The following is an 11,924-nucleotide window of genomic DNA, read 5'->3' on the forward strand; positions in this document are numbered from 1 at the left end:
TGACATTTGGCGGGGCGTCAGGGGACTCGGCGCTCAGGCGTCCCGGCGGCACACGCTCCAGGCCCCTGCTGCCAGCGCGGCGGCCGCCCAGGCGGCGGTCACCGCGAGGCCCGTCCACGGTCCCAGGGGTCCGTCGTGCGTCTCGTACAGGACGATCTGTCCCGCCCGGTCCGGCATGAAGTCGGTGGCCCCACCCGCCACGTCGCCGATCACGAAGGACACGACCAGGACGAACGGGATCAGGAGCGAGAGCGCCGCCACCCCGCTGCGCAGCACTGCCGCGAGACCGGCCGCCAGCAACGCCATCAGGGTCAGGTAGATCCCGCAGCCGACGACACCGCGCACTTGTTCACCGGTGCTCAGGCCGCTCGCCGCCCCGCCGAGCCCGGCACGGGCCACGAGGAGGGAGGCGAGGGCGGTCACCGTGCCGACCACGAGCGTGGGGACGGCGACGGCCGTCGCCTTCGCCGCGAACCACCGTCCGCGCCGCGGCACCACGGCCAGCGACAGCCGGAGCCCGCCCCCGTGGAACTCCGACGACACCGCCATGGCACCGAAGGACAGGGCGGCGATCTGGCCCGGGGCGACCCCGGACAGCGCCATGAACAGCGGATCGAACTCGGGGTCCGAGGTCTCGGACACCCCGGCGAGCGCGGAGAAGGCGGTGGTCGCGGCGAACAGGGCGAGCAGGGCGCCGAGAAGGGAGCGCAGGGTACGGATCTTCAGCCACTCGGAGTGGAGGACGGCGGCGAAGGGCATGTCAGGCCTCCTGGTGCTGTGCGGTGAACTCGGTCTCGGCGGACGTGAGGTCGAGATAGGCCTGCTCCAAGGTGGCCTCCTCCGCGGTCAGTTCGAGAAGGGGGACACCCGCCGTGGAGGCCAGGACGCCGATCTCGTCCACGCGTGCGTGCTGCACGCTCCAGTGCCCGTCCTCGTGCTCCACGGCGTCATGGCCGTGCCGGGCGAGGGCGTTCCTGAGCGCGGTCGGGTCGCTCGTGCGGATGCGGACGCGGGGCCGCACGCGCGCGTGGATGAACTCGCGCATCGGAGTGTCGGCGAGCAGGCGCCCCCGCCCCAGGACGACGAGGTGGTCGGCGAAGGACGCGGTCTCGTTCATGAGGTGGCTGGAGACCAGGACGGTGCGGCCCTCGGCGGCCAGTCGGCGCAGCAGCTCGCGGATCCAGATGATGCCTTCGGGGTCGAGGCCGTTCGAGGGCTCGTCGAGCATGATCACGCCGGGGTCGCCGAGCAGGGCGGCGGCGATGCCGAGCCGCTGCCGCATGCCCAGGGAGTAGGTCCGCACCCGCCGCCGGGCGACCGCGGCCAGTCCCGTCCGCTCCAGCACCTCGTCGACCCGGCGGTCGGGGAGGCGGTTGCTCGCCGCCAGGGTGCGCAGGTGGTCGCGGCCGGTCCGGGAGCCGTGCGCGGCCTGCGCGTCGAGCAGGGCGCCCACGTGCCGCAGGGGTTCGTCGAGGGTGGCGTAGGCACGGCCGCCGATCGTGGCCGTCCCGGAGGTCGGCCGGTCCAGGCCGAGGACGAGCCGCATGGTGGTGGACTTTCCGGCGCCGTTGGGGCCGAGGAATCCGGTGACGCGGCCGGGCAGGACACGGAAGGTGACGTCGTCCACGGCGCGTCGGGTGCCGAACTCCTTGCTGAGGGCTTGGACTTCGATGCTGGTCATGGCAGCAGCCTGGCCGGTGCCACGGGGGCGGGGCCTCCCCCGCGCGTGGAGATCGGCTCCCCCGTGCGGGGGAGGTCCGTTGTCGGTGGCGGCTGGCACGATGGCGAAATGGTCCGCTTGCTGCGCCCGTTCGCCCGGGCGGTGACGTACACACGATGGCTGCATCTGTTCGTCGCCGTCGTGTGGCCGGCCATGTGGATGTTCGTCGAGGAGGCGTGGTGGACCTGGCTGGTGGCGGCCGTGACGCTCGCGCCCGCCGGGCTGGTGCCCGCGATGCGCACCGTGGAGGGGCTCCAGGCGCGGCTCCTGCTGACCGGACACCGGCACAACAGCGAGAGCATCGACATCGTCGTCGCGCCGTCGGAGTCCTGGAGCGACCGGGGGCGGCTGGTCGTCTGGCTGGAGGCGCGGCTGCTGCTCGGCATCGTGACGGCGACGCTCAGCGTGCACCTGCTCATCGGCTCGGTGGACCTGGTGGCGTCGGCCTTCGGCCAGGACGTCGAGGAGGGTGTGCTGATCCTCCTCGACGGCCACCGCTGGTGGCACGTCCTGCTCGTGCCCCTGCCGCTCGCCGCGCTGGCGGCGACGGTGGTGGTCTCGGGCCGGCTGATCACCGCGCTCGCGCTCCGGCTGCTCGGCCCCTCTCCCGCCGAGCGTCTGGCCGCCCTGGAGGAGCGCACCGAGCAGCTCCTGGAGCGCACCCGTATCGCGCGTGAGCTGCACGACTCCATCGGGCACGCCCTGACCGTCGCCGTCGTCCAGGCGGGTGCCGCCCGCGCGGCCGGAGACCCGGCGTTCACCGACCGTGCCCTCGACGCCATCGAGGAGACCGGCCGGGCCGCCCTGGAGGACCTGGAGCGTGTCCTAGGCGTCCTGCGCGAGTCGGAGCGGCCGGTGAGCGGCAGGCCGACGCTGACGGACGCCGACCGGCTGCTGGAGTCGGCGCGCGCGTCCGGCGCGAAGGTGGACGCCGAGCTGACCGGGCCGGTGGACACCGTGCCCGGGCCGGTCTCCCGCGAGGGCTACCGGATCCTCCAGGAGGCGCTGACCAATGTGCTGCGGCACGCGGGGGCGGTCCCGGTCCGGGTCCGCGTCGAGGTCACGGGCAAGGCCCTCGCGCTGGAGGTCCGCAATCCGCTGGCGGCCGACATACCCGGCCCCGGGCGGGGCAGCGGACTGCGCGGCATACGCGAACGGGCGGCCCTGCTCGGCGGCCGCGCGCACACCGGACCCGACCGGGGCGACTGGCAGGTGCATGCCGAGCTGCCGCTGCGCTGATCTACGCTGACGGGATGCCCGTCACCGTTCTCCTCGTCGACGACGAACCCCTCGTACGTGCCGGTCTGCGGGCGGTCCTGGAGGCGCAGCCCGACATCGAGGTCGTCGGCGAGGCGGCCGACGGGGCGGCGGTCATCCCGCTCGTGCGGCAACTGCGGCCCGACGTGGTCGCCATGGACGTACGGATGCCCCTGATGGACGGCATCGAGGCCACCCGCGCGGTGCTGCGGACGGTCGAGGAGCCGCCGAAGATCGTCGTGGTGACGACCTTCGAGAACGACGAGTACGTGTACGAGGCGCTGCGCGCCGGAGCCGACGGGTTCCTGCTGAAGCGGGCCCGGCCGGCCGAGATCGTGCACGCGGTGCGGCTGGTCGCCGAGGGCGAGTCGCTGCTGTTCCCCGCCTCGGTGCGGCAGCTGGCCGCCCGGTACGGCGACGAGGGCGGCAACCGGGCGGCCCGGGCCGCGATGGAGCGGGCCCAGCTGACCGAGCGGGAGGCCGAGGTGCTGCGGCTGATGGCGCGCGGTCTGTCCAACGCGGAGATCGCCGCCCGCTTGGTCGTCGGCACCGAGACCGTGAAGTCGCACGTCAGCGCCGTGCTGGCGAAGCTGGGGGCGCGTGATCGCACCCAGGCGGTGATCGCTGCGTACGAGTCGGGGTTCGTGGCACCGGGGTGAACCGGGCCTTCCGGCGGGGCGCGGGCACCGCTGTGCCAACCCGGACTGCCCGCGGGGCGTCGCGCCGAGTACGATCCGCCCAACACGCGCGCGAGCTGGGAGGACGGACGTTGGGGCGACTGACCGGCGGGGATCCCTCGCTCCTGCGAAGGATCAATTCCGCGGTGGTGCTGCACGCGCTGCGTGCCACGGACTGCGCGACGCTGACCGAGATCACCCGGGTGACGGGCCTGTCCCGGCCGACGGTCGAGGGGGTCGTCGAGGGGCTCATCGAGGGCGGCCTGGTGGTCGAGAAGGCGGCCGACGAGAGCGTCGCCCGACGGCAGGGACGCCCGGCCCGGCGGTTCCGGTTCCGCGCCGAGGCCGGACATCTGCTGGGCCTGGACATCGGGCCGCACCGGGTCGCCGCGCTGCTGTCCGACCTGGACGGCAAGGTGCTCGGCGCGGTGGCCAAGGACGTCACCGAGACGGCCGGCGCCGACGAACGCCTGGAGCGGCTGCGCACCGCGGTCGCCGAACTGCTGCGCCGGGCCGGGGTCGCCCGCGACTCCCTGTGGGCCGTCGGGGTCGCCTCGCCGGGCATCGTGGAGGCGGACGGCACCATACGGCTGTGCGCGGCGCTGCCGGAGTGGACCGGGCTGCGGCTCGGTGAGCGGCTCAGCCGTTCCTTCAAGTGCCCGGTGCTGGTCGAGAACGACGCCAACGCGGCCGCGGTCGCCGAGCACTGGAAGGGCTCCGCCACCGAGTCCGACGACGTGGTGTTCGTGCTGGCCGGACTGAGCCCGGGGGCGGGGTCGCTGATCGGCGGGCGGCTGCACCGCGGGTACGGCGGGGCGGCCGGGGAGATCGGCGCGCTGCACCTGCTGGGCCGCGAGGTCACCCCGGAGACCCTGCTGTCCACCACCGACGAGCCCCTGCACCCGCTCGACGAGCAGGCCGTCGCCGAGGTCTTCGCGCAGGCGCGCGAGGGCGACCAGCGGGCGCGGGCGGCCGTGGAACGCTTCATCCAGCGGCTGGTGCACGACGTGGCGGCGCTCGTCCTGGCCCTCGACCCGGAACTCGTGGTGGTGGGCGGCTGGGCGGCCGGTCTGGACGGCGTACTGGAGCCGCTGCGGCGGGAGTTGGCCCGCTACTGTCTGCGCCCGCCCAAGGTCGCCCTGTCGCTCCTCGGGGAGGCGGCCGTGGCGACGGGCGCGCTGCGACTGGCCCTCGACCACGTGGAGGAGCAGTTGTTCGCGGTGGAGGGCACGGTCACCGCCCGGCGGTGAGTGGTCCGACGGCGTACGGCGGTGCCCCGGACGAAGGTCCGGGGCACCGCCGTACCGCTCAGGAGGCCCGGCGTTCGGGGCTCTCGTGGATCTCCACCGCGCCGGAGTCCCCGAAGGTCAACCGGCAGGTGTCCGCACGGTAGGTGGCCACCGAGACGGCGGCGGTGCGGCCCCCGGCCAGGTAGCGGGTGGTGACGATGAGCACGGGGGCGCCGGGCAGGCGGTCCAGTTCCTTCGCGTCGTCGGCGCGGGCCGAGCCGAGTTCGACGGCGTTCTCCCGGCTCTCCAGTTCCAGGCGCTGCAGTTCGCGGAGCACCGCACGCGCGCGTGCCGCCCCGGACGGGGCGTCTATGGCGGACAGCTCGGGCACCGACGCCTCGGGGACGTACAGCAGTTCGGCGGCGACGGGCTGACCGTGGGTCACCCGCGAGCGGCGCACGATGTGCACCGGCTGCTCCCGGTCGGTGCCGAGCGCGTCCGCGACGGCCGCCGGAGGCACCGCGGCCGCGCAGTCGACGGACTGCCAGTCGTCCCCGGCCGCCCCCGGCCAGGCGTGCTGCTCGGTGCCGACGGCCACACCCACGCGCGGCGGGGCGACGGTCGTCCCGACACCGCGGCGGCGCTGCAGCCGGCCTTCCAGTTCCAGCTGCTCCAGGGCCTGACGGAGCGTGGCGCGGGCGACACCGAAACGGGCGGCGAGATCGCGCTCGTTGGGCAGGATCTCGCCCACGGAGAATTCGGAGTCCAGTGCCTCACTGAGCACGGTCCTGAGATGCCAGTACTTCGGTTCCGGTACCGATTCGAGCTGCGTGGTCCCCACCCTGTCCTCCGCAATCGCCATGGTCCGGGGGCGTTTTAGCGCCCTTGTTTATTAAAGGTTGTTGCACTTCTCTGCGACCATAGGGCGGCCCCCACCCTTGGTCAAGACCAATCCTCGATCCCCTGCGGGGCGTGCGGGCGCGTTGCCACGCAGCGTTAATGAGGCATTCAGGCGGCGGACAGGGCGCGCAGCTTGTCGGGGTTGCGAATGATGTAGACGGACTGGATGCGGCCGTCCAGGACGTCCATCTGGAAGACGGAGTCGGGTTTTCCGCCCGTCAGGACGAGCACCGCGGGCCCGCCGTTGAGCTCCAGGAAGCGCCAGGTGAGGTCCGGGACGCCCCTTCCGGCGACGCCGACGATGAAGCGGCCCACGTGGTCGGCCGACTCCAGGACCCGCAGCGGCGCCTTGGTCTTGCCGCCGCTGTCCCCGACGAGGCGGACGTCCGGGGCGAGCAGCGACATCAGCGCCTCCAGGTCGCCGCCGCCGGCCGCGGAGAGGAAACGCTCCGTCAGATCACGGCGCAGGACCGGGTCGACGTCGTAGCGGGGCCGGCGTTCGTCGACGTGCCGGCGGGCCCGCCCCGCGAGCTGCCGTACGGCGGGTTCGGTGCGGTCGAGCATGGCGGCGATGTCGGCGTAGGGGTAGCCGAAGGCCTCCCTGAGGACGAACACGGCCCGCTCCAGGGGGGACAGCGACTCCATGACGACCAGGACCGCGAGGGAGACCGAGTCGGCGAGGACGGCCTGTTCGGCGGTGTCGGGGACGGTGTCGCCGAAGTGGGTCTCGTACGGCTCGGGCAGCCAGGGGCCGACGTACGTCTCGCCGCGCGCCTTGACCTGGCGCAGCCGGTCGATCGCCAGCCGCGTCGTGACGCGGACCAGATAGGCGCGCGGTTCGCGCACCTCGCTGCGGTCGGCCGCCGACCAGCGCAGCCACGCTTCCTGCACCACGTCCTCGGCGTCGGTGACGCGCCCGAGCATCCGGTAGGCGACGCCCATCAGGACGGGACGGTGTTCTTCGAAGACATCGGTCTCAGTGTCAGTGGCCACGACGTCATCCCAACGCAGTCGCCGGTTGGTGTCCAGGCGATATGGACGTGCGGCGAGCCCTGCCGGCCGGAAGGGTCTACCCGTCAGTAGCAATTGCTGACAAGCTGTCTACAGCGCGTCCGCCGTGCGCCACCGCCTCAGCCCGTGAGCCGCCGTCAAGGAGCCCTCATGTCCGCCACCGTCTCCTTCAAGGTCCCCTCCCCCGAGGGACCGCAGCCCGTGACCGTCTCCTACACGCGCGTGGGGCGCGGTGAGCCGTTGCTCCTGCTGCACGGCATAGGGCACCACCGGCAGGCCTGGGACCCGGTGGTGGACATCCTGGCGACCGAGCGCGACGTGATCGCCGTGGACCTGCCGGGATTCGGCGCCTCGCCGGGGCTGCCCGCGGGGCTCTCGTACGACCTGGCCACCACGACCTCCGTGTTCGGGGCCTTCTGCGAGGCGCTGGAGCTGGACCGTCCGCATGTGGCGGGCAACTCCCTCGGCGGGCTGCTGGCCCTGGAACTCGGCCGCGAGCAGCTCGTACGGTCCGTCACCGCGCTGTCTCCCGCCGGCTTCTGGTCGCAGGCCGAGCGGCGCTACGCGTTCGGGGTCCTGCTCGCGATGCGGCACATCTCCCGGCGGCTGCCGCTGCCGCTGGTCGAGCAGCTGTCGCGCAGCGCGGCCGGCCGCACCATGCTCACGAGCACCATCTACGCCCGCCCCGGCCGCCGTTCACCCGAGGCCGTGGTCGCCGAGACGCTGGCCCTGGCGCGGGCCACGGGATTCGACGAGACGCTCCGGGCCGGTACCGCCGTCCGGTTCGCCGACGACGTCCCGGGACTGCCGGTCACGGTCGCCTGGGGCACCAGGGACATGCTGCTCGTGCGCCGGCAGGGCGTGCGGGCCAAGCAGATCATTCCCCGGGCCCGGCTCGTGCGGCTGCCCGGCTGCGGCCACTGCCCGATGAACGACGACCCCGCCCTGGTCGCGCGGGTCATCCTCGACGGCAGCCGCTGAGCCCTTCCGTCCACGGCGCAGCGCCCCGGACCCCAGGGCGACTCCGGCGCCGACCAGGGCGCTGCCGACGGCCTGGGCGGCGCCGTAGGAGCCGGTGCCGACCAGGGGCGCGGTGCAGGCGGCCGCGACCGGGATGAGGCCGGAGAACAGCGTGGCGCGCTCCGCGCCGATCCGCTGCATGCCCATGTACCAGCACACGAAGCCGACGACGGTGACGACCGCCGCCTGCCACAGCAGCGCGGCGGCCTCGGCGGTGTCGGGCCGGCGCAGCCACGCGGTGCCGTCCAGGAGCACCCCGGCCACGGCGGCCTCGACGGCGGCGACCGCGCAGACGGCGGCGGACAGCAGCCGAGGCCCCAGGGGGCGCAGCACCGGTACGGCGAGCACCGCGAAGCCGACCTCACCGGCCAGCGCGCACACCGAGAAGGCGATCCCCGTCCCGTCCGTACGGCCCCAGCCCTGCACGGCGAAGGCGCCGAGGGCCACGAGCAGCGCGCCCCGCAGGACCCGGCTCCGGGGCCGCCGCCCCTCCAGCAGCGGGACGAGGACGGCCACCAGCACGGGGGCACAGCCCACGAACACGCCGGGGACGGCCGGTTCCGCGGTGCGTTCGGCGGCGATGACGGCGAGGTTGAAGCCGACCATGCCGACGGCGGCGAGCAGCCCGAGACGGACCCAGTGGCGGGGCCGCAGCGCACGCAGCCGTGCCGTGGCCCCCCTGGCCGCCAGAGGGGCCAGCAGCAGCGTGGCGAGGCCGTAGCGCAGGAACTGGCCGCCCGCGTACGGGTAGTCGCCGAGGAGGCTGTTGGCGGTGAAGGACGCCCCGACGAGGACGCAGGCGAGTGCGGCCAGGAGGGAGCCGCGCGTGGTGGTGGCGTTCATGGGAACGACGCTAGGAACGGGTGCGGTCCGGTTTAAGGTCCAGTGCCATGACGTCATCGGGGACCAATCCTCAGCGGCCGGACGGCGGGCCCGTCGGATCGGCCGCCTGGGAGCTGCTCCTGCCCGCCGTCTCCGCCCCCGCACGCACGCGTGGCCGCTCCCTGCAGGCGGCCCTGCGCGAGGCGGTCCGGTCCGGGCGGCTCGCGTCCGGGACGCGGCTGCCGTCGAGCCGGGACCTGGCCGCCGACCTCGGTGTGTCGCGCGGGCTGGTCACCGAGGCGTACGAGCAGCTGACGGCGGAGGGCTATCTGCGCAGCGGCCGGGGGGCCGGCACCTGGGTCGGCGGTGCCGTGCGAACCACCCGGCCACGCGCGCGTGACCTGTCCCCGCGCGCTGCGGGCAGCCGCGCGGACTTCGTCGCGGGGACGCCCGACCTGTCGCTGTTCCCCCGCACGGCCTGGACCACCGCCCACCGGGGCGTACTGGCCGAGCTGGCGCACCAGGACCTCGGCTATCCCGACCCGCGCGGGCTGCCCCGGCTGCGTGCCGCCCTGGCCGAGCTGCTGACGCGCCGCCGGGGCGTGGTCGCCGATCCGGAGCGGATCGTGGTCGTCTCCGGCGTGGCGCAGGCGACGTCGCTGCTCGGATTCGCGCTCCACGCGCGCGGATTGCCGACGGTCGGCGTGGAGGACCCCGGGAGCCCGCAGCACGACGCCCTGTACACGGCGGCGGGCGTCACCACCGTTCCCGTACCGCTGGACGAGGAGGGGATCTCCGTCGGCTCCCTGCGCGACGCGGGCGTGCGGGCCGCGGTCACCACGCCGTCCCACCAGTTCCCCACCGGGATCGCCTACTCGGCGCGGCGGCGCGCGGAACTGCTCGACTGGGCGCGCTCCGTGGACGGCTTCGTCCTGGAGGACGACTACGACGGCGACTTCCGCTACGACCGGGCTCCCGTGGGTGCGCTCCAGGGGCTCGACCCGGACCGCGTCGCCTACACGGGATCGGTCAGCAAGTCCCTCGCGCCCGGACTGCGGCTCGGCTGGCTGCTCGTGCCGCAGTCGCTGGCCGACGAGGTCGTCGAGCGCAAGCGGACCATGGACCTCGGCCATCCCACGATCGACCAGGCGCTGTTCGCCCGGTTCCTGGAGCGCGGCGACTACGACCGTCAACTGCGCCGCTGCCAGCGCGCCTACCGGGAGCGGCGCGACGCGCTGGTCTCCGCCCTGGACGAGCACCTGCCGGGCACACAGGTGTCGGGGATCGCCGCCGGACTGCACGTCATCGCCGCGCTGCCGTACCGGTACGGCCCCCAGGACGAGCTCCTCGCGCGCCTCGGCGCGGCAGGCGTGAGCGTCCGCCCGCTGACGGGCTACGCCCACGCGCGCGGCGAGCCGGACGACGAGGGGGGTGTGCGGCTGGTCCTGGGCTACGCGCACCTGTCCCCGACGCGGATCCGGGACGGCGTACGGCTGATGGCCGAGGCCGCCCGTCACTGAGCCACGCCGTTTCACACACGGGTTCCCTTGTTCCGGCGGCCGGTTGTTCACCTGCGGTTTGCGTGTGCGCCGCGACGCCCCAGTAGTTCTGGCATCGCACACTGGCCGGATCCCGTCCCTGGAGGCGCATCCATGTCACACCGTCCGCTCCCCGGCCGCCGCAGCGTGCTGCGCGGCTCCCTGGCCGCCTCGGCCGCCCTCACCCTCCCGACGGTCTCCGCGGCCGCGCCGGCCTTCGCCCTCTCCGGGCGCCCAGGGGCGGGCTGTGGGGTGCAGACGGGAGACGTGACCTCCGACTCGGGCCTGGTGTGGGTGCGTTCGGACCGTCCGGCCCGGATGGTCGTGGAGACGTCCGCGACCGAGTCGTTCCGCAACCCGCGCAGATGGCACGGCCCGCTGCTCGGCGCGGACACCGACTTCACGGGGACGACCCGGCTGCGCGGGCTGCCGTCGGGCGAGCAGATCCACTACCGGGTGCTGCTGGCCGACCCGGACGACCCGCGCCGCACCGGCGAGCCGGTCACCGGCACCTTCCGCACGGTGTCCCCCAAGCGCCGCGACGGGGTGCGGTTCCTGTGGTCCGGGGACCTCGCCGGACAGGGCTGGGGCATCAACCCCGACTTCGGCGGCTACACGATCTACCGGGCGATGGCCGCTCTGGACCCGGACTTCTTCCTGTGCAGCGGCGACAACATCTACGCCGACGGACCGATCGCGGCCACCGCCGCCCTCCCGGACGGCAGCACCTGGCGGAACATCACCACCGAGGAGAAGTCCAAGGTCGCCGAGACCCTGGCCGAGTTCCGCGGCAACTTCCGCTACAACCTGCTCGACCACAACCTCCGGGCCTTCAACGCCCAGGTCCCGTCGGTCATCCAGTGGGACGACCACGAGGTCCGCAACAACTGGTACCCGGGTCAGACCATCCTGGACTCCGACTCCCGCTACACCGAGAAGAGCGTCGACGTGCTCGCGGGCCGGGCGCGGCGCGCGTTCAGCGAGTACTTCCCGATCTCCACGCTCCAGCCCGGCAGGCGGGACGGCCGGGTGTACCGGGTGCTGCGGCAGGGCCCGCTGCTCGACGTGTTCGTGCTGGACATGCGCACCTACCGCAACGCCAACTCGCCCGACGACCAGACCGTGGACCCGCAGGGCATCCTCGGCCGGGAGCAGTTGGAGTGGCTCAAGCGGGAGCTGTCGCGCTCGCGCGCGGTGTGGAAGGTGATCGCCTCCGACATGCCGCTCGGCCTGGTCGTGCCCGACGCCACGGAGGGCCGGGCGAACATCGAGGCGGTCGCGCAGGGCGATCCGGGCGCCCCGCTCGGCCGTGAGCTCCAGATCGCCGAACTGCTGCGCCACATCAAGCACCGGCGGATCACCGGCACGGTGTGGCTGACCGCCGACGTCCACCACACCTCGGCCCAGCACTACCAGCCGTCGCGGGCCGCGTTCTCCGACTTCGAGCCGTTCTGGGAGTTCGTGTCGGGCCCCCTCAACGCGGGCGCCTTCCCGGCCAGCGCGCTCGACGGCACCTTCGGGCCCGAGCGGGTGTTCGTGAAGGCGCCGACCGCCTCCAACGTCTCCCCCGCGGGCGGCTACCAGTTCTTCGGCGAGGTCTACATCGACGGCCACAGCGGCGAGCTGACCGTGCGGCTGCGCGAGCAGGACGGCACCGTGCTGTTCACGCAGGTGCTCCAGCCGGGCCGGGTGGGCCAGTAACTCCCGTACGCTCTACGGCGGGTCGCGTACCGGCGTCATCCCCCGGTGC

10 protein-coding genes and 1 pseudogene are annotated in these 11,924 nt (G+C 73.8%); 6 read left to right on the forward strand and 5 right to left on the reverse strand.

Annotated elements, in window-relative coordinates; translation table 11 throughout:
• Window positions 1-33: 33 nt before the first annotated feature.
• On the reverse strand, window positions 34-759 hold the full coding sequence (locus M2163_RS11660) for an ABC transporter permease (RefSeq protein ID WP_280893921.1): 726 nt from the start codon (window positions 757-759) through the stop codon (window positions 34-36).
• A gap of 1 nt (window position 760) precedes the next feature.
• Window positions 761-1,681: an ABC transporter ATP-binding protein gene (locus tag M2163_RS11665; protein ID WP_280893922.1), complete on the reverse strand. Its 921-nt coding sequence runs from the start codon at window positions 1,679-1,681 to the stop codon at window positions 761-763.
• A 108-nt stretch (window positions 1,682-1,789) separates the two neighbouring features.
• Between M2163_RS11665 and M2163_RS11670 the strand changes: the two genes are divergently transcribed.
• The 3 genes from M2163_RS11670 (at window position 1,790) to M2163_RS11680 (ending at window position 4,904) form a co-directional block, all read left to right on the forward strand.
• Window positions 1,790-2,959: a histidine kinase gene (locus M2163_RS11670; protein WP_280893923.1), complete on the forward strand. Its 1,170-nt coding sequence runs from the start codon at window positions 1,790-1,792 to the stop codon at window positions 2,957-2,959.
• Between the two features lie 14 nt (window positions 2,960-2,973).
• Complete coding sequence (locus tag M2163_RS11675) at window positions 2,974-3,636, forward strand: response regulator transcription factor (RefSeq protein ID WP_280893924.1); 663 nt, start codon at window positions 2,974-2,976, stop codon at window positions 3,634-3,636.
• Window positions 3,637-3,746: 110 nt separating this feature from the next.
• Complete coding sequence (locus tag M2163_RS11680; protein ID WP_280852842.1) at window positions 3,747-4,904, forward strand: ROK family transcriptional regulator; 1,158 nt, start codon at window positions 3,747-3,749, stop codon at window positions 4,902-4,904.
• A gap of 58 nt (window positions 4,905-4,962) precedes the next feature.
• Here M2163_RS11680 and M2163_RS11685 read toward each other — a convergent pair whose 3' ends face one another.
• Together M2163_RS11685 and M2163_RS11690 are read right to left on the reverse strand one after the other, a co-directional pair.
• On the reverse strand, window positions 4,963-5,724 hold the full coding sequence (locus M2163_RS11685; RefSeq protein WP_280893925.1) for a GntR family transcriptional regulator: 762 nt from the start codon (window positions 5,722-5,724) through the stop codon (window positions 4,963-4,965).
• Between the two features lie 167 nt (window positions 5,725-5,891).
• Window positions 5,892-6,776, reverse strand: coding sequence for an RNA polymerase sigma-70 factor (locus M2163_RS11690; protein ID WP_280852840.1), 885 nt, complete (start codon window positions 6,774-6,776; stop codon window positions 5,892-5,894).
• A gap of 168 nt (window positions 6,777-6,944) precedes the next feature.
• Here M2163_RS11690 and M2163_RS11695 point away from each other — a divergent pair, with 168 nt between their 5' ends.
• The gene (locus tag M2163_RS11695; RefSeq protein WP_280852839.1) at window positions 6,945-7,775 is read left to right on the forward strand and encodes an alpha/beta fold hydrolase; all 831 of its coding nucleotides are present in this window, start codon (window positions 6,945-6,947) and stop codon (window positions 7,773-7,775) included.
• Between the two features lie 45 nt (window positions 7,776-7,820).
• On the opposite strand, the pseudogene M2163_RS11700 reads toward M2163_RS11695, so the two are convergent.
• Window positions 7,821-8,714, reverse strand: a pseudogene (locus M2163_RS11700) (EamA family transporter); the annotation flags it as partial.
• Here M2163_RS11700 and M2163_RS11705 point away from each other — a divergent pair.
• Window positions 8,705-10,156 carry a PLP-dependent aminotransferase family protein gene (locus M2163_RS11705; protein WP_280893926.1) on the forward strand — a complete coding sequence of 484 codons (1,452 nt, stop codon included), beginning with the start codon at window positions 8,705-8,707 and terminating at the stop codon, window positions 10,154-10,156. The pseudogene M2163_RS11700 and the gene M2163_RS11705 overlap by 10 nt on opposite strands.
• A 132-nt stretch (window positions 10,157-10,288) precedes the next feature.
• Window positions 10,289-11,875: an alkaline phosphatase D family protein gene (locus M2163_RS11710; protein WP_280893927.1), complete on the forward strand. Its 1,587-nt coding sequence runs from the start codon at window positions 10,289-10,291 to the stop codon at window positions 11,873-11,875.
• Window positions 11,876-11,924: the final 49 nt, after the last annotated feature.

The organism is Streptomyces sp. SAI-135, assembly GCF_029893805.1.
In the GTDB taxonomy this organism is placed as follows: domain Bacteria; phylum Actinomycetota; class Actinomycetes; order Streptomycetales; family Streptomycetaceae; genus Streptomyces.